The 20,557-nt window shown below is 63.5% G+C and carries 19 protein-coding genes; 13 read left to right on the top strand and 6 right to left on the bottom strand.

Annotated elements, in window-relative coordinates:
* Positions 1-126: 126 nt before the first annotated feature.
* Entirely contained in the window at positions 127-546 is a 420-nt protein-coding gene (locus tag AC04SH_RS03125) for a rhodanese-like domain-containing protein (RefSeq protein WP_477239233.1), read from the bottom strand.
* Positions 547-633: 87 nt separating this feature from the next.
* On the opposite strand from AC04SH_RS03125, the gene ftrA reads away from it, so the two are divergent.
* Complete coding sequence (gene ftrA / locus AC04SH_RS03120) at positions 634-1,626, top strand: transcriptional regulator FtrA (protein ID WP_488574240.1); 993 nt, start codon at positions 634-636, stop codon at positions 1,624-1,626.
* Between the two features lie 12 nt (positions 1,627-1,638).
* Here ftrA and AC04SH_RS03115 read toward each other — a convergent pair whose 3' ends face one another.
* The gene (locus AC04SH_RS03115; RefSeq protein WP_488573915.1) at positions 1,639-2,778 is read right to left on the bottom strand and encodes a citrate/2-methylcitrate synthase; all 1,140 of its coding nucleotides are present in this window, start codon (positions 2,776-2,778) and stop codon (positions 1,639-1,641) included.
* A 92-nt stretch (positions 2,779-2,870) separates the two neighbouring features.
* On the opposite strand from AC04SH_RS03115, the gene AC04SH_RS03110 reads away from it, so the two are divergent.
* Positions 2,871-3,959: a citrate synthase/methylcitrate synthase gene (locus AC04SH_RS03110; protein WP_488573914.1), complete on the top strand. Its 1,089-nt coding sequence runs from the start codon at positions 2,871-2,873 to the stop codon at positions 3,957-3,959.
* 217 nt (positions 3,960-4,176) lie between these two features.
* Positions 4,177-5,307, top strand: coding sequence for a patatin-like phospholipase family protein (locus AC04SH_RS03105; RefSeq protein ID WP_488573913.1), 1,131 nt, complete (start codon positions 4,177-4,179; stop codon positions 5,305-5,307).
* On the opposite strand, the gene AC04SH_RS03100 is transcribed toward AC04SH_RS03105, so the two are convergent.
* Positions 5,298-5,894 (bottom strand): TetR/AcrR family transcriptional regulator, encoded by a 597-nt coding sequence (locus AC04SH_RS03100; RefSeq protein ID WP_192247561.1) that lies wholly within the window; start codon positions 5,892-5,894, stop codon positions 5,298-5,300. The two genes, AC04SH_RS03105 and AC04SH_RS03100, sit on opposite strands and share 10 nt — an antisense overlap.
* A gap of 119 nt (positions 5,895-6,013) precedes the next feature.
* On the opposite strand from AC04SH_RS03100, the gene AC04SH_RS03095 reads away from it, so the two are divergent.
* From AC04SH_RS03095 to AC04SH_RS03060, 8 genes are all read left to right on the top strand, one after another.
* Positions 6,014-6,475, top strand: a complete 462-nt coding sequence (locus AC04SH_RS03095) for a (2Fe-2S)-binding protein (RefSeq protein ID WP_488573912.1) — start codon at positions 6,014-6,016, stop codon at positions 6,473-6,475.
* Between the two features lie 2 nt (positions 6,476-6,477).
* Complete coding sequence (locus tag AC04SH_RS03090) at positions 6,478-8,751, top strand: xanthine dehydrogenase family protein molybdopterin-binding subunit (protein WP_488573911.1); 2,274 nt, start codon at positions 6,478-6,480, stop codon at positions 8,749-8,751.
* Positions 8,748-9,356, top strand: a complete 609-nt coding sequence (locus AC04SH_RS03085; protein ID WP_488573910.1) for a hypothetical protein — start codon at positions 8,748-8,750, stop codon at positions 9,354-9,356. The genes AC04SH_RS03090 and AC04SH_RS03085 overlap by 4 nt, the downstream gene beginning before the upstream one ends.
* Positions 9,357-9,551: 195 nt before the next feature.
* Positions 9,552-10,736 carry an efflux RND transporter periplasmic adaptor subunit gene (locus AC04SH_RS03080; protein ID WP_477239249.1) on the top strand — a complete coding sequence of 395 codons (1,185 nt, stop codon included), beginning with the start codon at positions 9,552-9,554 and terminating at the stop codon, positions 10,734-10,736.
* 72 nt (positions 10,737-10,808) lie between these two features.
* A complete protein-coding gene (locus tag AC04SH_RS03075; protein WP_488573909.1) occupies positions 10,809-13,979 on the top strand; it encodes an efflux RND transporter permease subunit in 3,171 nt (1,056 codons plus the stop codon).
* 97 nt (positions 13,980-14,076) lie between these two features.
* Positions 14,077-14,235 (top strand): DUF3309 family protein, encoded by a 159-nt coding sequence (locus tag AC04SH_RS03070; protein WP_488573908.1) that lies wholly within the window; start codon positions 14,077-14,079, stop codon positions 14,233-14,235.
* Positions 14,236-14,384: 149 nt separating this feature from the next.
* Positions 14,385-14,807 carry a DOPA 4,5-dioxygenase family protein gene (locus tag AC04SH_RS03065; RefSeq protein ID WP_488573907.1) on the top strand — a complete coding sequence of 141 codons (423 nt, stop codon included), beginning with the start codon at positions 14,385-14,387 and terminating at the stop codon, positions 14,805-14,807.
* Positions 14,808-15,056: 249 nt separating this feature from the next.
* Entirely contained in the window at positions 15,057-15,398 is a 342-nt protein-coding gene (locus tag AC04SH_RS03060; RefSeq protein ID WP_488573906.1) for a hypothetical protein, read from the top strand.
* Between the two features lie 78 nt (positions 15,399-15,476).
* Here the strand turns inward: AC04SH_RS03060 and AC04SH_RS03055 are convergent, their stop codons facing one another.
* Both AC04SH_RS03055 and AC04SH_RS03050 read right to left on the bottom strand, forming a co-directional pair.
* Entirely contained in the window at positions 15,477-16,349 is an 873-nt protein-coding gene (locus tag AC04SH_RS03055; RefSeq protein ID WP_488573905.1) for a hypothetical protein, read from the bottom strand.
* A gap of 309 nt (positions 16,350-16,658) precedes the next feature.
* A complete protein-coding gene (locus AC04SH_RS03050) occupies positions 16,659-17,726 on the bottom strand; it encodes a cyclic nucleotide-gated potassium channel (RefSeq protein ID WP_488573904.1) in 1,068 nt (355 codons plus the stop codon).
* A gap of 179 nt (positions 17,727-17,905) precedes the next feature.
* Between AC04SH_RS03050 and AC04SH_RS03045 the strand changes: the two genes are divergently transcribed.
* Complete coding sequence (locus AC04SH_RS03045; protein ID WP_477239205.1) at positions 17,906-18,787, top strand: metal-dependent phosphohydrolase; 882 nt, start codon at positions 17,906-17,908, stop codon at positions 18,785-18,787.
* Between the two features lie 55 nt (positions 18,788-18,842).
* On the opposite strand, the gene AC04SH_RS03040 is transcribed toward AC04SH_RS03045, so the two are convergent.
* A complete protein-coding gene (locus AC04SH_RS03040; RefSeq protein WP_488573903.1) occupies positions 18,843-19,613 on the bottom strand; it encodes an alpha/beta hydrolase in 771 nt (256 codons plus the stop codon).
* A gap of 215 nt (positions 19,614-19,828) precedes the next feature.
* Between AC04SH_RS03040 and AC04SH_RS03035 the strand changes: the two genes are divergently transcribed.
* Positions 19,829-20,557: cupin domain-containing protein (locus AC04SH_RS03035; RefSeq protein ID WP_488573902.1), on the top strand; the 729-nt coding region annotated here is incomplete at its 3' end.

Here is a 20,557-nt window from a genome sequence, read left to right as displayed (position 1 = left end):
CGCTAGCCTAGAGCATGATCCCGAAAAGTGGAATCCGGTTTTCGGAAAAGATCATGCTCAAACAAAGAGATAGATTGGTTCGGCGTTTCCGTGAAACGATGAACCTCTCTAGTGCTGAACCAAGGCTCATGCGTGCAAGACGCCTGGCTCCTTGCCGGAAGTGAAGGGGAGTTCCTCGTCCTGCCAGCCGGTAATGCCGCCGATCATGATCTTCACGGGACGACCGAGGCCGGCCAGCTTGAAGGCGGCCCGATCCGCGCCATTGCAATGCGGTCCCGCGCAATAGACGACGAACAGCGTCTCTACCGGCCACTCTGCCATCCGTTCGGCCGATATTTCGCGGTGCGGCAGACGCAGCGCGCCCGGCACATGGCGGCGCTCATAGGCTTCCGGCGAACCGACCACATGCAGAAGGACAAAGTCCTGCTCTCCGGCGCGTAGCGCCGCGGCGACGTCGGAACAGTCGGTCTCGACGGAAAGCCGGCGCAGGAAATGGTCGAGGGCGATTTCCGGCGATGCCGCCGGAATGTCTGTTACGTAGCTCATTCGCGTATCTCCATTGCTGATGCGTTGGAGATAAAGCAGGAAGCAGAGCGATTGCAGCTGGCAGCTTTGCCATATATCGTCAAGATCATGCCAAATGCGCCTTCTGCCAACCCGCGCCCTGCCAACCCGCTCGTCGTTGCCGTTGCCTATGACGGACTTTGCACGTTCGAGTTTGGCGTGGCGGTTGAGATCTTCGCCTTGCCCAGGCCAGAAATGGGAACGGATTGGTACCGTTTTGCTGTTGCTGGGATCGATGCCGGTGAAATGCGCGCGCTGGGCGGCGTACGCATCGTTGCCGATGGCGGGGTCGATCTGATCGGCCAGGCCGGCACGGTGATCGTGCCTGGGTGGCGCGGATCGGAGGCGCCCGTGCCGCCGTCGCTGATCGAGGTGCTGCGCAAGGCGAACGAGCGCGGCGCTCGAATTCTGTCGATCTGTTCGGGCGTGTTCGTGCTTGCCGCCGCGGGCCTGCTTGCGGGCAAAAAGGCGACCACGCATTGGCGCTACAGCGAGAAGCTGACGGAGCTTTACCCCGACATCACCGTGGTTCCCGATGTCTTGTACATCGATGAGGGAAATGTCCTGACATCGGCAGGCAGTGCCGCGGGCATCGACCTTTGCCTGCATCTGGTGCGGCGCGACTTCGGTACCAAAGCGGCAAACATGGTGGCGCGTCGTCTGGTGGTGCCCCCGCACCGCGACGGCGGCCAGGCGCAATATGTCGAGAGTTCCGTTCCCGAGCCGCACGAGCGCAGCCGGCTCGGGCCTTTGATCGACAGAATGCGCGCCAATATTTCGGCCGACTATCCCGTCGCAGTCCTGGCCGAACTTGCCGGGATGAGCGAGCGTACATTTCTGCGCCGGTTCACCGCCGCAACCGGCGTCACACCCGCACGCTGGCTGCTCTCGGAACGGCTGTCGCGGGCGCGCACGCTGCTGGAAGACACCGCCATGCCGATCGAGTTGATTGCCGAGACTGCCGGCTTTGGCGCGGCAGGCACGCTGCGGCATCACTTCCGTCAGCAATTCGCCACGACGCCTGTCGCCTACCGTGCGCGGTTTGGGGCGAAGTCGGCCTGAGAGTTGGAACGATCAGGTCAACGACCCCTCATAGCGGCCACGCGGCCTGATGATGCTGCCGCTCGTCACCTGTTCAACCATATGCGCGGCCCAGCCGACGCTGCGCCCAAGCGCAAACAAATGAAATGGCGCATCGCGCGGCAGGCCGAAACTACGCGTCAGCGCGGCCAGGGCGAAATCGATGTTCGGGCGCGTGCTGGTCGCTGCGATAGCGGCCTTTTCCAACTGTTGCAGCGTCTCGTCGACAGGGACGACTGCCAAGAGTGCTGCAGCACGGGGATCGCCGTCGGGATAGAGCGGATGGCCGAATGCCGGCAAGGGCCGGTCATGGCCAAGCCAGCGCCGGATCGCTGCATCGGCGCCGTGCGCCGCTGCATCCTCGGCCAGTTGCATCACCGCTTCGCCGGCGCCGCCGTGGCGCGGGCCGGTTAGCGTCGCCAGGCCCGCCAGCAGGCATGCGGCTGGCGAAGCCCCGGTCGAGGCCGCGACGCGGGCAGTGAAGGTCGACGCGTTGAGTTCATGATCGGCAAGCAGGACAAGGGCGCAGCGGATCGCCTCCGCGCCGGTATCGTCCGCTGACCAGCCCCGCGCCAGACGTTGGTGAACAGGCGCCGTGCCGGCTATGGCTCCCAGCGACTGCGCCAGCGCTCCTATTGTGTGCGCAGCCTCGGTGCACAGCGAGGCGGCGCTGCGTCCAAGCGAAGGCCGCCCCTGACTGGCAAGCGTCGCAAGCTGCGCAAAAGCCGAAGCGCGACCGGCAGGATGAGGCGCCTCAGACGACGGTGTTTTGAAAGCCACCGGTTCGGGTAGGGCCCAGAGCAGAGCGGCGGTTTCCTCCAGCGTGGCCGATTTGGACAGCGCGACGGCATCCTGCCCCCGGTAGATGAGGCGACCGTGCACAACGGTCGAAATCGCCGTTGCGATCGACGGCTCGCCCCAGGCGATCGCGCTCTCGGCGATGGCCGAGGGACTGCGGCCGCGCGCCCGCCGGGTGGCAAGTGCGGCGATGTCGTCAAGGCGATACTGGCTGCGGCGCGGGTCGGTCTCATCCGGCCGCATGCCTATGCGGCCACGGCTGACATAGGCGTAGAGCGTCTGCGGCCGGACCTTGAGCCTTTCCAGCGCCTCTTCGCGCGACAGCCATTCGGGCATTTTGACCCCAGATATTGATTATATTGATCAAGATTGATGAATGTGTAGCCAACCCTTACCTTCTGTAGGGCAAAGCTGCAAGGAGATGAGACATGGCAAACGGGCTCGATGATGTGGTGGCGGCGGAGACGGTGCTCTCCGATGTCGATGGCCTCGGCGGCCATCTGACGATCCGCGGTCATTCGCTACCGGAACTCGCCGGCCGCTGGCGCTACGCGCAGGTGGTGCGCCTGCTGCTGGATGGCTTCTTCGACGATCTGCCCAGCGATGCGGAACTGGCGGCAAGACTGGGCGAAGCTCGCTTCGAGGTGTTCGAGCGGCTCAAGCCTTCGCTGCCGCTTCTGGCGCCGCTTGACGTCTACAGCGCCATGCGCGCCGGCATGGCGCAACTGCCGGACGGCGAGACGCTGGCGGACGCGTTGCGGCTGATCGCGGCGCCCGCGGTGCTGACGCCGGCCCTGCTGCGCTTCAAGCGCGGCGAGCAGCCGATCGCACCGGACGCCACGGTCGATCATGCTGCCGACATGTTGCGAATGCTCAAGGGAGCGGTCCCGTCGCCGGCTTTGGCAAAAGCGCTCGACACTTATCTGGTGACTGTCTGCGACCACGGCCTCAATGCCTCGACTTTTGCTACCCGCGTCGTCGCTTCGACGCAGGCCGGGCTGACATCTTCTGTTTTGGCCGGGCTAGGCGCGCTCAAAGGGCCGCTGCATGGCGGCGCGCCCGGCCCGGTGATCGAGATGCTCGATGCGATCCAGGCGCATGGCGATGCGGCCACCTGGCTGCGCGACGAAGTCCAGCATGGCGAGCGCATTATGGGCTTCGGCCATCGCATCTACCGCGTGCGCGATCCGCGCGCCGATGTGCTGAAAGCGGTGGTGCGGCAACTTGGCGGTGAAGGAGATACCGGCCGCCGGTTGGCCTTTGCCGAAAAGGTCGAGCAGACCGCGCTCGAGGTGCTTCGCATCGCCAAGCCGCAGCGCTCGCTGCAGACCAATGTCGAGTTCTACACCGCGCTGGTGCTGGAGGCGGCGGGCTTTCCGCCAGGGGCGTTCAGCAATGTCTTTGCCGCCGGGCGCGTCGCCGGCTGGATCGCGCATGCGCGCGAACAGCAGACCACGGGCCGGCTGATCCGGCCGCAATCGCGCTATGTCGGGCCAGTGCCGAAGCTTGTTGCCTGAGGCTCCAGGCCTATTTCGGAAGAGCATGGCCTCTCCGCCTCACGGCGGAGAGGCTTTTTCTTTATGACCAAAATTTCATGTGATCACGCGACCGTGTTCGTGTTCTTGCCTCGGTCATCCCTTATATGCTGCACTGCAACATAAGTCCGCTGCAGTCGAACCCGCCCGATTCCCGGGCGGGATAAGGCAGCAGCGACCAAACCGATACAGGAACGCCATGACGAAGAACGGCAAGGCGGAGGAAACCAAGAAGATCAACATCGCGCTGCAGGGCGGCGGCTCTCACGGGGCTTTCTCCTGGGGCGTGCTCGACCGGCTGCTGGAGGATGGCAGGCTCGACATTGCAGCGGTGTCCGGCACCAGCGCCGGCGCCATGAATGTGGTGGCGCTGGCCGACGGCTTCGTGCGCGGCGGCGTCGACGGCGCGCGGCAAAAGCTCGACGATTTCTGGCGTGCGGTGGCGGCGAAAGGCCGGTTCAGCCCGGTGCAGCGCATGCCGTGGGACGTCGCCTGGGGCAACTGGTCGATAGAAAACACGCCCGGCTATTTCTTCTTCGACACCATGTCGCGGGTGTTTTCGCCCTATGTCGCCAATCCGCTCGCGCTCAACCCGCTGCGCGACGTGGTCGAGCAAGAGATCGATTTCAATAACGTCCGCGCCTGCAAGTCGATGGAACTGTTCATCTCGGCGACCAATGTCGAGACCGGACAGCTGCGCGTCTTTTCCGACGGCGAGATCGACCTCGACACGGTGATGGCCTCGGCCTGTCTGCCGCAATTGTTCCGTGCCGTCGAGATCAAGGGCGTGCCCTATTGGGATGGCGGCTATGGCGGCAATCCGGCGCTGTACCCGTTCTTCAAGACGGCGGCGACAGACGACGTGCTTCTGGTGCAGATCAATCCGGTGGTGCGCGAAGGGACGCCGAAGAGCGCCAACGAAATCCAGAATCGCATCGACGAGATTACCTTCAACGCCGGGCTTTTGCGTGAATTCCGCTCGATCGCCTTCGTCAAGGAACTGATCGCCGCTGGCCGTCTGCCGCGCGGCGAATACCGTGACATACGCATGCATCGCATCGATGCCGACGAGGCGTTCAAGGATCTGTCGGCGTCGTCGAAGGTCAATGCCGAATGGGCTTTCCTGACCTATCTGCGCGACCTCGGCCGCATAGCGGCCAGCGACTGGCTGGAAGAGAACTACGACGCTGTCGGCAAGCGCCCGACGCTCGATCTCTCCGGCGAGTTGGACGACGGCTTCAAGCCGGTGCGCGGGCCTGCTCCGGGACGGCGGGTCAAGGAGTTCCTCGCGGCGCGCAAGAAGCCTGAGGCAGAGCGCCGTCAGGCCTGAAGGGCGAGGTCGATCACCTTGACCAGCGCGGCCACGGCCGTGCGCTGTTCGTCCGGGTCGCTGATGCGCGCCTTCATGCCTTCCAGCCCGTCAAGCAGCATGTCGGAGAGCAGCCGCGCCGACAGGCCCTTGGCCGCCAGGTCGGTGCCGTTGCGCCTGGCCTCGTTCTCGATCGCCGTGGCGATATGCGCGCCAAGGCCGTCGCGCCAGCAGCCGACGAGATCGGCAAGGCTCGACTTCATGTCAAGCAGCTCGGCGCCGTGCGGCGAGGCAATGACGGTGCGCATCATCGAGATCAGGGCTTCGTCAATGGCTTGCGTCATCCGCTCGGGGAAGGCGCGATCGCCGGCCAGCGCCACTTTTGCCGCCTCGACCGAGCGCGACAAAATCATCATCGCTATGGCGCGAAAAATGTCGGTCTTGTTCTTGAACAGCAGATAGAGCGCCGGCCGCGACATGTCGGCGGCGCGCGCAATGTCGTCCATGGTGGTGCGCGAAAAACCATAGGCCAGGAACACCTTCAAGGCGCCGTCCAGAATGCGGGTGCGCCTGGGGTCTGTGGTGGTGATGTCTTCGATCTGATTCACGGCTGCGACACTATCTACGGAACCTCTATTGACAAAATTACGAAATTTGTCAACTTGTAAGGGCGAGATGGCAGCCGACCATTTCGCCCGGGCTATGGACGACAACGAAGGGTATCCCCATGCGCCTCACAGTCGACGGCCAGTCGTTCGACATCGATGCCGATCCCGAAATGCCGCTGCTGTGGGCGCTGCGCGATCTCATCGGCAAGACCGGGCCGAAATTCGGCTGCGGCATCGCAGCCTGTGGCGCCTGCACGGTGCATGTCGACGGCCAGCCGGTCCGCTCCTGCTCGCTGCCGGTCGGCCAGGCGACAGGCGCCATCACCACGATCGAAGGCATCGGTGCGCCCGGCAAGCTGCATCCGGTGCAGCAGGCATGGCTGGAAGAGCAGGTCGCGCAATGCGGCTATTGCCAGGCCGGCCAGATCATGAGCGCGGTGGCGTTGCTCGACGAAGTCGCCGATCCGACGGACGCCGACATCGACAACGCCATGGGCGGCAATCTGTGCCGGTGCGGCACCTATCCGAAGATCCGCGCCGCCATCAAGAAGGCGGCCGTCCTCAAGACGGCGGGGCTCTGATCATGGCCAGTGTCGGAAAGATCGCGCGGCGCAGCTTTCTCATCGGCGCGGCCGCCATCGCCGGTGGTGTCGCCGTCGGCTATTACTACTACCGGAAGCCCTATCCGAACCCGCTGCAGGGCGATCTCGCCGCTGGTGAGGCGACCTTCAACCCCTATGTGAAAATCGGCGCCGACAACACCATTACCATCGTCGCGCCGCGCGCCGAGATGGGACAGGGCATCTCGACGACGCTTGCCGTCATGGTCGCCGAAGAGCTCGATGTCGGTCTCGACCAGGTCAAGGTCGAACACGGCCCGGCCTCCTACGCCTATTACAATGCGGCGATCCTGGAAGAGGGCGGCCCGTTCGCTTTCTTCGACGAGAGCATGACCGCCCAGGCGGTGCGTTCTGGTCTCGGCGTGGTCGGCAAATTCCTGGCCCTGCAAGGCACCGGCGGCTCGGCCTCGACCCGAGACGGCTTCGTCAAGATGAGGCAGGCGGGTGCGGCCGCGCGGCAGATGCTGATCGCGGCGGCGGCGCAGAAGCTTGGCGTCGCTGCTGCCGATCTGGAAACGGCCAACGGTTCAATCCTGCACAAGGCCTCCGGCAAGTCGTTGACCTATGGCGAAGTGGCGGCAAACGCTGCCGCGATGGCGCCGCCGGCCGAAGTCCCGCTCAAGGACAAAGCCGACTGGAAGCTTCTGGGCAAGCCGCAAAAGCGGATCGACATGCTTGCCAAGGTCACCGGCGCGCCGATCTTCGGCATCGACGTCAGCCTGCCGGACATGGTCTATGGCACGGTGAAGATGAGCCCGCGCTTTTGGTCGAAGCCGGTCAGCGCTGACCTCGCCAAGGCGGAAAAGGTGCCCGGCGTGATCAAGATCGTGCCGCTCGAAACCAACTATGGCCACGGCTTCGGCATCATTGCTGAAAACACCTGGGCGGCGTTCAAGGCGGCGGAAGCGATCGATGCCCAATGGGCCGATGCCGAATATCCGCCGGACAGCGCAGCGATTGCCGGGGTGCTGAAGCAGGCGCTTGGGGCCGAGGGCTCGGCGATGCGCGACAATGGTGATGTCGCCAAGGCCTTTGCCGGCGCACCGCCCGAAAAAATCATCGAGGCCGACTATGCCGTGCCCTATCTGGCGCATGCAACGATGGAGCCGATGAATGCGACGGCGCGGCTGAAAGACGGCGTGCTCGACATCTGGTGCGGCAACCAGGCGCCGACCCTGGTGCGCCAGCTCTGCGCCAATGTCCTCGGCATCGAGCAGGACAAGGTAACGGTCCACACCACGTTCATGGGTGGCGGCTTCGGCCGCCGAGTCGAGATGGACTATGCGCTGTGCGCGGCGCTGATGGCGAAAGCGGCCGAGGGACGGCCGGTCAAGGTGACGTGGACGCGCGAAGAAGACATGCGCCACGACGCCTACCGGCCGGCGGCTGTCGGCAAGTTCCGGGCGCGGCTCGGCGATGACGGCCTGCCGGTCGCCGTCGACATGACAATCGCCTCGCCATCGGTGATCGCCGGCACCTTGCGCCGGCTGTTCCCTTCGATATCGCCAATCGGACCCGACAAGACCATCGTCGACGGTGCCTACGACCAGCCCTACACCATCCCGAATTACCGGGTGAGCGCCATTGCCGCCCCGGTCACCATCCCTGTCGGCTCATGGCGCTCTGTTGGCAGTTCGATCAACGGCTTCTTCCACGAAGGATTTCTGGACGAAATCGCGGTGGCCGGAAAGACCGACCCGGTCGCGTTGCGCAAGACATTGATGGCCGCCTATCCGGCGGCGGTTGCGGTGGTCGAGAAGGTCGCCGCGATGGCGAAGTGGGATGAGGCGCTGCCGCCCGGCAAGGCCAAAGGCATGGCCTTCTCCCTGTCCTTCGGCAGTTGGGTCGGCGAGATCGTCCAGGTCGCCGACACGCCCGCCGGCATCCGCGTCGAGAAGATGTGGATCGCTGCCGACGTCGGTACCGCGCTCGACCCAGGCATCATCGAGGCGCAGCTTATCTCGGCCGCCATTTACGGGCTGTCGGCGGCCATGGGTCAGGAAATCACCTTCGCCGACGGCATGGTCGAACAGTCGAATTTTCACGACTTCGATGCCATGCGCATTTTTCAGTGCCCGGCCTTCGAAGTCGCGATATTGGAGAACTTCCACAAGATGGGCGGCGTCGGCGAGATCGGCACACCGCCGGCGGCGCCGGCACTGGCCAACGCCATTTTCGCGCTTACCGGCAAACGCATCCGGACGCTGCCGCTGTCGAAGGCAGTGGCCTTCGCATGAAAAAGCTCCTCATCATCCTGACGTCTGTTGCCACCCTGTTGTCAGCGGCGCTCTTCGCAACCGCACAAGAAAGCCAGACACCGGCGCCGATGGCGGTCGACACCGCGAAAGGCTTGCCCGAATGGGACAAGATCTACGCCGTGTTCTCGCATCCGCGCTGTGCCGACTGTCATGTCGCCGACGACCGGCCGCGCTGGTCCGGCGCTCATTATGGCGGCACGCGCGTTCATGCCTTCAACGTCCAGCGTGGCGCCGACGGCTCCGGCTTCGGCAATCCGGGCCTGCGCTGCACCACATGTCATTTCGCCAGCAATTCCAGTGCATTGCACGGACCGCCCGGTGCCGAGAATTGGCATCTGGCGCCCGCCGAGATGGTCTGGTTTGGCAAATCCTCGGCGGAAATCTGCGCCCAGATCAAGGATGGCAACCGCAATGGCGACCGCAGCCTGGAGGATGTTGCGCTGCATGTGCGCGACGACAAACTCGTCGCCTGGGGCTGGGCGCCAGGTGCCGGTCGTGAGCCGGCGCCCGGCTCGGCCGAAGCGACCTATCAAGCAATCGAGAACTGGATGGCGGCAGGCGCGCCGTGTCCCCTGACGCAATGATCGCGCAACTTTTGTGACTATATTGCGCTGCAACTTTGATGTAGAAGCCCGGGTCGCCGATCACGGCAAATTGAACACGGCCCAGCGCGCACCCATATCGGCGACGCGCCCCGAGTTGGAAGACACGGAAGCTCTCGAGACGACGGCCCCCTGTTAGAAAACGACTTGGCCGAACCCCGCAGTGGAAAAACAATGATGCCGAAAATCAGGTTTCACAAGCTTGCCGCTATAGTCGTGCTCATCGGTTTTGCCGCCTGGATGGGAACAGGCGCGTTCTCGTCGGTCGGCAGCGCCGCTGTCGAAGGCCCGGCCAAGGCGGGCGATCAGGCGAAGCCAGGCGAGCAGGCCATGGCGCCGGATGCAGCCAAGCCTGGAGCCGCCGAGGCGGAGGCCAAGGCGCCGCTGCGCACAGTTGCGGTGGTGACGCCGCCGCGCAAGACCTATTCCCGCGCCATCCGCATTTCCGGGCTGACCGAGGCTGACAAGCGGGCGGTGCTGGGGACGCGCGTTGCCGGTGTCATCGACAAGTTGCCAGTCAAGCAGGGCCAGCACGTCAAGACTGGCGATCTGGTGCTGATGCTGGCGGCGGAAGAAAAGATCTCGATGGTCGACAACGCCAAGCAATTGGTTGTGCAGCGCCAGGCCGAGTTGGACGCAGCTCTGAGACTGATGAAGTCAGGCAATTTGCCGAAGCTGCAGCTCGACACCGCGCGCTCGAACCTGACCTCCGCGCAGTCGCTGCTGGAAACGGCACAGGCCCTACTCGAGCGCAATGAGGTGAGGGCGCCTTTCGACGGCGTTATCGACCGGGTGCCGGTGGAACTTGGCAGCTCCATCATGGAGGGCGGCGAGGTGGCGACCATCCTCAAGCTCGATCCGGTGATTGCGCGCGGCGAAATCAGCGAACGCGACCTTGGCTACCTCAAGCTCGGCGACAAGGCCGCTGTCCGGCTGGTCAGTGGCCAGACCGTTGAAGGCACCGTGCGCTACATCAGCCGCGACGCTTCGTCGGCAACGCGCACCTTCCGCATCGAGATTGCCGTTCCCAATGCCGACGGCGCGGTGCCGGCCGGCATGACGGCCGAGATTTCGCTCAGCGCGCAGCCGACCGACGCCGTCATGCTGCCGCGCTCGGTAGTGACGCTCGGCGACAAGGGCGACCTCGGCATCCGCGCCGTCGACAAGGACAACAAGGTGGTGTTCTTCCCGATCGACCTGGTCGATGATTCACCTAGAGGCCTCGTGCTTGGCGGCATTCCCGCCGATGCCCGCGTCATCGTCGCCGGCCAGGAGTTGGTCAAAGAAGGCGATGTCGTCAAGCCGGTCGAGGCCGACCAGGCGACCATCCAGAAACTGTTGGGCGAAGCGACAACGCAGTAGCGCCGGGATTGGCCCGGGCGGGGACAACCGGCTGCAATGCGGCTCCTGAAATCTTGAGAACAGGCGTTAGCCATGGATATCGTCAAACTCGCGATCAACAATGCCCGGCTGACCATTTCGGTCCTGGTGTTCCTGCTGCTGGCGGGCTGGGTTGCCTATGAGTCGACGCCGAAGGAAGCGGAACCCGACGTTCCGATTCCGATGATGTATGTCAGCCTGATCTATCAGGGCATTTCGCCGGAGGATTCCGAGCGCCTTCTGCTGCGGCCGATGGAAAGCAAGCTGAAGAGCCTGAAGGGCCTCAAGGAAATGCGCTCGGCCGCCTTCCAGGGCGGCGGCTATGTGCTGGTCGAGTTCCAGCCGCAGACCAATCTGGCGACCGCGCTGCAGGACACGCGCTCCAAGGTGCAAGACGGCAAGGCCGACCTGCCGCAGGCCGCCGAAGAGCCTGTCGTCACTGAGGTCAACATTTCCGAATTCCCGGTGCTGGTGGTGACGTTGTCGGGCGAATTGCCCGAGCGCGTGCTGACGGCCGCCGCGCGCGAATTGCGCGACCGCATCGAGGAAGTGCCGGGCGTTCTCGAAGGCTCTCTGCAAGGTTCGCGCGACGACCTCGTCGAAGTCGTCATCGATCCGATGAAGCTGTCGTCCTACGGCCTGCAGCTCGACCAGCTGATCGGCGCGGTCGGCGCCTCCAACAGCCTGGTCGCCGCCGGCAACATCGAAGGCTCGGAAGGCAAATACGCGGTCAAGGTGCCGTCGCTGATCGAGACGCCCGAGGATGTGGCGTCCCTGCCGGTGGTCGCCGGACCCAATGCCGTCGTACAGGCCAAGGACATCGCCACGGTGCGTTCGACCTTCGCTGACGCCCAGACGATCACCCGCCTCAACGGCAAGCCGGCCATCGCCATCGAAGTCAAGAAGCGCATCGGCGCCAATCTGATCGACACGCTGGCCAAGGTGCGGGAAGTGTCCGACGCCTACGTCAAGACCATGCCGGAAGGCATGAATATCACCTACACGCAGGATAAGTCGGTCTTCGTCAACCAGTTGCTCGGCGACCTGCAGAACCATGTGATGATCGCTGTCATCCTGGTGTTCATCGTCATCCTCTATGCGCTGTCGGGTCGTGCCTCGCTGCTGATCGGGCTTGCCATTCCGTCATCCTTCCTGATCGGCATCCTGCTGCTCGCGATGATGGGCTACACGATCAACATGATCGTGCTGTTCAGCCTCATCCTGGCGGTCGGCATGCTGGTCGACGACGCCATCATCGTCACCGAATTCGCCGAACGGCGCATGGGTGAAGGCATGCCGAAGGCGGAAGCCTTCGCGCTCGCCGCCAAGCGCATGGCCGGTCCGGTCATCGCCGCGACGATGACGCGCATCGCGGCGTTTTCGCCGCTGCTGTTCTGGCCCGGCATCATCGGCGACTTCATGAAATACATGCCGATCACGCTGATCGTGACGCTGTCGGCCTCGATGCTCTACGCGCTGGTGTTCGCGCCGACGCTTGGCGCGATCTTCGCCAAGGCGCCGGAGCATCACGAGGGCGACAATCGCGACGGCTGGTACATGGCGCTGGTCAAGCAAGCGGTGCGCTTCCCCATCACCGTGCTGGTGCTCACCGCCTTGCTTTTGACCGGCGTCGGCTTCGCCTATTCGAAATATGGCGCCGGTGTCGAGTTCTTCCCCAGCGTCGAACCCGATTACGGCCTGCTCTACGTGCATGCTCGCGGCAATCTTTCGCTGGCCGAAATGGATACGGCAACCAAGATCGCCGAAAACCGGCTGCTCGGCTGGCCCGGCGTGAAATCGGTCTATACCCGTGTCGGCAAGACGCAGGGCGGCGGCCAGGACGTGCCCGAAGATGTCGTCGGCGTCATCCAGTATGAGTTCATCGACTGGCGCGAGCGCAAATCGGCGAACCAGATCCTGGACGAGTTGCGCGCCGTCATGGCCGGCATTCCCGGCGTTGATGTCGAGGTGCGGGTCCCGGAAGCCGGTCCGCCCACCGGCAAGGCGATCCAGCTGCGGCTTTCCGCCATCGACCCCAAGGGGCTCGACGACCAGGCCCGCGCCGTTGCGGCGCGCATCGCCAAGGTGCCCGGCGTCATCGACATTTCCGACGGTCTGCCGCCGCCCGGCGTCGACTGGGCGCTCGAGGTCGACCGCGCCAAGGCGGCGCAGTACGGCATCAGCCCGACCTCGGTCGGCACCGTGGTGCAATTGGTGACCAACGGCCTGAAGCTGTCGGAATACCGGCCGGCCGGCGCCGACGACGCCGTCGACATCAGGCTGCGTCTGCCAGAGGACCGGCGCACGCTGTCGACGCTCGACGAGCTCAGGGTGCAGACCTCGCAAGGTTCGGTGCCGATCTCGAACTTCGTCGTTCGCAAGCCGGAGCCGACGGTCGGCATCCTCAACCGCATCGACGGCGCCCGCACCGTGGTGGTGCAGGCCAACGTCGCCGCCGGCACGCAGGTTGCAGCGGTGCAGGCGGAGGTGGCCAAGGCGGTCACCGACATGAAGCTCGACAGCGGCATACGCTGGAAGCTCGCCGGCTCGAACGAGGACAGCGCCGAAGCCAGCGCCTTCCTTGGCAAGGCCTTTGGCGCGGCGATCTTCCTGATCTTCCTGGTGCTCTTGATGCAGTTCAACAAGTTCACCAGCGTGCTTCTGGTGCTGTCCTGCGTGGTCATGGCGACGATCGGCGTGTTCCTGGGCCTGCTTCTGACAGGCGAGGCGTTCGGCATCGTCATGTCGGGCATCGGCGTCATCGCGCTGGCCGGCGTGGTGGTGAACAACAACATCGTTTTGATCGACACCTATGACCGGCTGCGTGAGGAAGGCTGGGACAAGATGGAGGCGGTGCTGCAGACCTGCCGCGAGCGCGCCCGCCCGGTCGTGCTGACGGCGGTGTCGGCCATTCTCGGCGTGCTGCCGATCGCCTTCGGTCTTGGGCTCGAAATCTTCCATCACGAGACGACGATCAATGCGCCGTCGACGCAATGGTGGATTTCGCTGTCTTCGGCGATCGTCTTCGGCCTGTCCTTTGCCACGTTGCTGACGCTGGTGGTGACGCCGTCCATGCTGATGATCTTCACGCGCAGCAAGAACAGCCGTTTCTATGCGTTCTTCCGCAGGATATCGGGCCGCGACAAGAAGCCCGGCGCGCCCGAGGGGCCGAGACCGGGTCCGCTCGACGAACCGGCAATCGCCTTCCCGAAAGCCGCCGAATAGGCCAGCTTCGATCAGTCAGACAAAAGACCGTCCGGAACAACCGGGCGGTCTTTTGCATTGTCCCCTCATATCCGCATTTCGCGGCGAGGGATTTTTTATGACCGTCAGCACCATCCTCATCATTGTTTTGATCCTGATCCTGATCGGCGCCGTGCCGGCATGGCCGCACTCGCGCTCCTGGGGTTATGGCCCCTCGGGCATCGCCGGCATCGTCCTGGTGGTGCTGCTGATTCTGGTGCTGATGGGCAGGGTTTGATTGGAGGCATCACGGTAGCGGGTCTCTATGGAGCTAAGCCGGAGGCAGCATGGTTCTCTGCAGACGAGAAGCACGCGCTGCGCCCCCTTGGCCGGGTAGCTCCCTTGCGTATAGGCTGCCCACAGGGCAACTATCGAGGAGCCATCGAGGTGAACGCAGACGTCGCCAGCCCGCCAAGGCCGCTTGCCGAGATCGCCAGCTATCACGCCCATATCTACTATGACGGGCAGGCCGAGCGGCAGCATGCAGAATGGCTGCGCCTGCGCATCGGCGAACGTTTCCGCGTGCGCCTCGGCAATTGGCGCGACGAGCCGGTCGGCCCTCACGAGCAGGCCATGTACCAGGTCTCCTTCGCCACCGAGATTTTCGCTACCCTGGTTCCATGGCTGATGCTGAACCATGGCGGCTTAAGCATCCTCATCCACCCCAACACCACCAATCCCAAGCGCGACCATCTGGTCGACCCGATCTGGATCGGTCGCCCGCTGGGGGTCCATGGCGAGGTGCTGGGTGAGGAGGACGAGGCCGAAGAGGCGCTGGAGGTGAATACGGAGCCGACGCTGGGGGCTTAGGGATAGGCAGCATTCGGCGTGGAACGGCTCGGCCTCGGACTGCATTCGCCGAGAGGCTGAACGGCCTTGGCTGCGACGGCACCGGTTCCGCGCTGAACCGCGACTGAGAGGCCATAGGCCCCAACAGATTCCAGAGGGGTGGAAAATTTCGATCCATCACTCACTTGAATGAACCATTTGTCGCCTACTCCCCATACATTGAGAGAACCGGGGCGATAAATGTGTTGCAGGAAGCTAGGGGGCTGCGCGGTGAATCTGAGCGAAGACGAAGCGCGGCTTGCTGAACGCTATCGCCTTCTTTGCAGCCAGAGCGATGCGTCTTCAGGTTATAACATGGTCGCCCTGATCGCCCTGCTTGCAGGCGGCGTGTTTATCGTCACCGCGCTATTCTTTGGTGGCGGAGAGGAAGGCGACCCTCTCTTCATACTCGGTGTCGGCTTATGCTGTCTTATTGGTGGCGGCGGCCTTTGGTTCCATAGGCGCCAGGCCGAGAAGCGCCGCTGGAAGGAAATCAAGTCGATCATTCACAGCTTTCGCAGTCGCGGGCTTGGCGTCCAGTTGAACGGCCAAGTGCATCGCCTGTTCGGATAGCAATGCAGCAGCGCGGTTGCAGAGGATCTGGGCCACGCAACGCTGCGGTATCTTAAGGCTGAATGAGCACGGCTGTAGCTACTGCGCCGTGTTATGTGCCTTGAACGCCGCGCGAAGGCTTAGCGCCTCTGGGCTGGTACTGCCCAGCTTGGTGTCCCCGTTCTGCGATCCCCACGCATAGGCAAAGTCAAACACGGGATTGGGTGAGTAAACGGCCCAGCGCGCGAATATCTGGTTCGCCTGGTCCGGTGTCGGTAGCTCATAAACGTCCATGGACGCGCCGGTATAGGTCTTCCATTTGCCGCCGCCGAAGGCTTGGAACACAGGCACAATTCTGTCGATCGGGATGCCGGCAGCAACGGCCGCCTCGACCGTCCGGTCGATGAAATCCAAATCGAAAGCTTTGCCGCGTACGGGATATGGATCAAGACCGAAGAAATCGATCCCGGTGTTGGCCGGATTAAACGTGTTCATAAAACCGGGGGCTTCGAAAGACCCCATGTCCATAAGGGTGATAAACGTCACCGCTCCTGGGACATTGGCCTTTATCCACTCGGCTTCGGCCTTGAGCGCCGCCGGGCTGACTGCCGGAGGATGATACTTGCCGGTGATATCCGGCTCATCACAGAGGCGAAAACCAAACAGCCTCGGGTTGCCGATAAAGGGCTTGACCTTCGCGATAAAGCGCGGCGTCACTCCGCCGGATTCGTCCAGCCATATCAGTCCCTTCATTCCCGCAGGCAGGGCATTGAGCTGCTCGACATATTGTACGTCAGCGAGGTTGAAGCCTGCGGTCACGATTGCAGGTCCTGAGCCGCCGGAGGTGTAATGAAGGGTCTTGTCGTGCTCTTCAGCGGACAGGGTGGATTGGCCGTAAATCAATATGATGAGCAATGCCGATACGCACAGCTTGCTCATGCGTGTGAGCGTTGGTGGCAGCGTTGTTGGCATGGCACGTGCCTATTTTCTGGTCCGCGCGGGTGGGGACGCCGAGGAATGCCTGCAGGTTGAGCTCAGCGGCAGGCCTAATTCATCCAGCAATTCGTCCCGCATCGTTCGCCTTATAGTCTGTGTGAACGAACCCGGCTTCATCTGTTCGGCCGATGGCTCAACTTCGGGCGACTCCTGCCCTTCCAAGACAAAGTCTGTGCTGGCCATCTGGCTTCGCCTCTCATGGGCGCAGGCGATGAATGGCACGACAAACAGATCGGCGCGCAGAGCAGGTCATGTACACCTTCGCGACCGGGACTGCAGTACGGGTCAAGCCGTTGGCGCTGCGCTGCGCCGCTCGAGCGCGGTCTTGCGGATGATTTCCGCGATCTCCGGGCTGCTGCTGCACAGCATCTGGAAATCCACCGCGTGCAGCGACAGGAGTGAGACCGCCGTTGCGGCGCTGACGGTCGCCACACGCGGTTCGCCGCTGATCAGCGCCATCTCGCCGAAGAAGGCGCCAGGGCCAAGCTCCACCGGCTTCGGCGTCGCGACGGTGACGCGCCCCTCCACGACGAAGAACATCCGGTCGCCGGGCTCGCCAACGCGGCAGATCACAGCGCCCGCCGGCACCGTGCGAGGTCTTAACGCGGCCACGATCTCGACCAGCACGGCCGGGCCGAGCTTCTGAAACAACGGCACGCCTGCAACCAATTGCCAATTGCGGACGAATTCCCCGCGACGAACTTCCTGATAGAAGCCCGTGGCAAGAATGCCGGCCCAGAGCGCGAAGATGCCGATGCCGCTCATCATGACCGCCCCGGCCAGGACGCGGCCGGCGAAGCTTTGCGGAATGGCGTCGCCATAGCCGGTCGTGGACAGCGTGACCACCGCCCACCACATGGACTGGGGGATGCTGCCGAACTTTTCCGGCTGGATGTCGCGCTCGATGACATAGCCCGCGAGCGCGACACCGAACAGAACGACGCCGAACAGCGTGGTGACACCGATCAGGTTGCGCGCTTCGTTGGCCAGCACCCTGCCCAGCACCGGGAAGAAGGTCGAGTCGCGCAGCGGCTTCAGCAGCCAGACAGCACAGTAGAGGCTCCAGTCGGGCGTGCCGATGAGCAGAAATGCGGCGAGTGGAACCATGACCGCGAGCACATCGATGGCGATTGCCGGCGTCCTGTCCCGAAGGTCTCCCGCCCGGCGCTTGAGCAGCGTCGCGGCCATTTGCAGGAGATAGGCGCCCCAAATGACTGCGAGCAGGGCAACCAGAGCCAGTCTGGTTCGTCCGGAAATATTTGGTGACGTGAGCGCAGCCACCGCCAGGAGCCCGGGCGCAGCCAGTGCCGCGTTCAGCGGCGCGTAAATTCTCAGGAAAGGCAGTACCGACATTCTATTCCCACAAGCGCCCACTACCCTGCAGAATAGGATGGCTTCAAGGCAAGCGCAAAGGTGCTTGCTGCCGCCGCGATGTGCATCACCAACGCTGTGATAAAATCCACGCCGGAACCGTGCTAGGATGCGTGGCGCACGCGACTTGGCGTGCTTCAAATTGGCCAGGAACGATTGTCATGCTCAATCCGATTTCCATCATGGCCGACCGGCTCGGCGACCATCTGTCGGAACTCTATCTCCAGTATTTCTCGCATCGCAATCCCGAGTATGCGGCCTACATAGGAGGGGCGGCCCGCCTTGTCCTGGAGCGTATCGGCAATTCGAACGCGCTTTATCACAACATCGAGCACACGCTGATGGTTACGCTCGCCGGCCAGCAGATCATCCGCGGCCGGCTGCTTTCGGAGTCCCTGACCCCCGATGACTGGCTGCACTATACCTGCGCGCTGCTTGTCCACGACATTGGCATGGTGCACGGCATATGCCCGGGCGACAGCGACGACAGCTTCGTCATCAACGAGGCCGGCGAGCGCCATACGCCACCACGCGGCGCCTCCGACGCGGTGCTTGCGCCCTATCATATCGAGCGCGCCAAGATCTATGCGCGCCAACGCTTTGGGTCCTCGAAGTTCGTCGATGAGGAGCGCATTGTCGCGGCCATCGAGATGACGCGCTTTCCGGTACCGGACGATCCGGCCTACCAGGCTACCGACACCGAGCCGGCGCTGGTCAGGGCCGCGGATCTGATCGGCCAGCTCGCTGATCCCTTCTACCACCGCAAGCTGCCGGCGCTGTTTGCCGAGTTCTCCGAGACCGGGATGGTGGAAAAGCTCGGCTGCAAGACCGCCGCCGATCTCGGCGCCATCTTCAGCGATTTCTTCACGCTGAAGGTCGAGCCCTATATTGGCGACGCGATCCGCTATCTGGAGCTGACGACCGAAGGCAAGCAGTGGGTCGCCAACCTGCACAGCAACCTCTTCCAGTCCGGGCACCGCCCGGCCAGGATCGGCCCGTTCCCCGGCGTGTTGCAGCCGGCGAGCCTTTCGGTGGTGACTTAAGAAGTCCGCCGAGCACGCGTGGGGCTCCCGGCACAAAGTGCCGGGAGCGGTATCGTCACTTCACGAGTGCGGCTTTTTCAATCACCGCGGCGACTTCCTTGGCGTGGACGACGAGGGAGGCATGGCTGCCGGCGACCTCCGTCGTCTGGGCCTTCATCCTGCCGGCGAAGATCTTCTGGACCTCGGGTGCGATGACCTTGTCCTTCGTGCTGATCACATAGAACGTCGGCTTGTCGTGCCAGGCTGCCGTGTCGACCGGAGCCTCGAACGCTGTGTGGTTCAACGGGAGCTGATGGTTTGCCAGGGATTCGGCGATCTCCTTGGGAAGGTCAGCCGCGACAGCCGAAGGAAACACTTTTGGATCGATGTAGAGGTTGCCCTTTTCGTCGGGATGAATAGCCGCGCCGCCTTCGGTTGCCGGACCGCTCTTGGCCAGGCTCGCCAGAGATTCTCCCACGTCGGGCGCGAATGCGGAGACGTAGACGAGCGCCGAGACCTTTGGATCGTCACCTGCCTGCGTGATGACCACACCGCCCCAGGAGTGGCCAACGAGAACGGTCTTGCCGTTCTGTTTCGCCAGCGCCTGTTTGGTGGCATCGACGTCCGCTGCGAGCGAGGTGAGCGGGTTTTCGACCAGCGTTACGTTGTAGCCCTTCTTCGTGAGGATATCGGCAACCGGCTGCCAACTCGTCTGGTCGATGAAAGCGCCATGGACGAGCACGATATTGTGCGCCGCCCCCTTGGGCAGTTGAGCTGATTGGGCGGGGGCGGCAAACGTTGCTCCGGCCATGAGGACAGCGGCGACTGAGAGTAGAAGATTTCGCATTCATTGCTCCTGTTGGGATGACGGACGACGGGGGGTCCGGGGAGGGCAGGCGTGTCGGCAAAAGTCTTGGGTTTTCCCATCCGCCGTTTGCGTGATGGTTTGCCGCGCGACCCGTTGGCTCGACCTGCGACCAAGTAGTACGGGGAGCATTTGGACGTTAGGCCTCAATCGTCCGAATATTGTGTCTGACCGTCCGTCGTATTAGCATCGGGAGGATGGACATCCTCGCCCAAGTGCTGGATCGCGTTCGCCTCGGTGGAACCCTGCTGTTCCACTTCGAGCTCGGCCATCCATGGAACCTGGCATTGCCGGCGCGCCCCTACGCCCTGTTCCATTATCTCAGCCGGGGCTCGGCGACCCTCGCGCTCGACCAGGGACAGGAACTCCACATGGCCGAGGGCGACTTTGTCGTCATCACACGCGGCGAGCCTCACGTGATTTATTCCGATCGCCGGTCGACGCCGCTATTGATTGTGGACCTCGATCGACCGGCCGGACGTCTTGGCGTCGTTCGTCATGGCGGCAACGGAGAGCCGGTCTCGACGATGATCTGTGGCAATTTCACTGTGGAGCGGCCCTCGCGCGGCAGCGTGCTGGAACTGCTTCCGCCCCTGCTTCTGCTCAGGCCGACGGAAGACGGCGGATGGCTCGAGGCGATCCTGCAACGCATGGTGAGCGAGTCGGCGCTGGCGCGCCCCGGCCAGGACGTCGCCCTCTCACGACTGACGGAAGTGCTCTTCGTCGAAGTGCTGCGAAGCTGGATCAAGTCTCTCGATTCTGGAGAAGGCGGGTGGCTGGGGGCTATGGCGGACCCGCATATAGGACCCGCACTTCAGCTGATCCACGAACGGCCGGATCAACCCTGGACCCTTGGCGAACTGGGGCAGCGCGTGGGGCTCGGCCGCTCGGCGTTTTCAGCTCGCTTCACCAAGCTCGTCGGCCTG

The sequence above is a fragment of the Mesorhizobium sp. CNPSo 4688 genome, from assembly GCF_057784295.1.
This window is presented reverse-complemented; position numbering and strand designations above follow the sequence as displayed.

Excerpts from the sequence above, each read along its gene's own strand:
- AC04SH_RS03105 (WP_488573913.1), top strand. The coding sequence starts at position 4,177 with ATGACGAAGAACGGCAAGGCGGAGGAAACCAAGAAGATCAACATCGCG.
- AC04SH_RS03055 (WP_488573905.1), bottom strand. The coding sequence starts at position 16,349 with ATGCCAACAACGCTGCCACCAACGCTCACACGCATGAGCAAGCTGTGC.
- AC04SH_RS03050 (WP_488573904.1), bottom strand. The coding sequence starts at position 17,726 with ATGTCGGTACTGCCTTTCCTGAGAATTTACGCGCCGCTGAACGCGGCA.
- ftrA (WP_488574240.1), top strand. The coding sequence starts at position 634 with ATGCCAAATGCGCCTTCTGCCAACCCGCGCCCTGCCAACCCGCTCGTC.
- AC04SH_RS03095 (WP_488573912.1), top strand. The coding sequence starts at position 6,014 with ATGCGCCTCACAGTCGACGGCCAGTCGTTCGACATCGATGCCGATCCC.
- AC04SH_RS03085 (WP_488573910.1), top strand. The coding sequence starts at position 8,748 with ATGAAAAAGCTCCTCATCATCCTGACGTCTGTTGCCACCCTGTTGTCA.
- AC04SH_RS03040 (WP_488573903.1), bottom strand. The coding sequence starts at position 19,613 with ATGCGAAATCTTCTACTCTCAGTCGCCGCTGTCCTCATGGCCGGAGCA.
- AC04SH_RS03115 (WP_488573915.1), bottom strand. The coding sequence starts at position 2,778 with ATGCCCGAATGGCTGTCGCGCGAAGAGGCGCTGGAAAGGCTCAAGGTC.
- AC04SH_RS03070 (WP_488573908.1), top strand. The coding sequence starts at position 14,077 with ATGACCGTCAGCACCATCCTCATCATTGTTTTGATCCTGATCCTGATC.
- AC04SH_RS03125 (WP_477239233.1), bottom strand. The coding sequence starts at position 546 with ATGAGCTACGTAACAGACATTCCGGCGGCATCGCCGGAAATCGCCCTC.
- AC04SH_RS03110 (WP_488573914.1), top strand. The coding sequence starts at position 2,871 with ATGGCAAACGGGCTCGATGATGTGGTGGCGGCGGAGACGGTGCTCTCC.
- AC04SH_RS03045 (WP_477239205.1), top strand. The coding sequence starts at position 17,906 with ATGCTCAATCCGATTTCCATCATGGCCGACCGGCTCGGCGACCATCTG.
- AC04SH_RS03080 (WP_477239249.1), top strand. The coding sequence starts at position 9,552 with ATGCCGAAAATCAGGTTTCACAAGCTTGCCGCTATAGTCGTGCTCATC.
- AC04SH_RS03075 (WP_488573909.1), top strand. The coding sequence starts at position 10,809 with ATGGATATCGTCAAACTCGCGATCAACAATGCCCGGCTGACCATTTCG.
- AC04SH_RS03090 (WP_488573911.1), top strand. The coding sequence starts at position 6,478 with ATGGCCAGTGTCGGAAAGATCGCGCGGCGCAGCTTTCTCATCGGCGCG.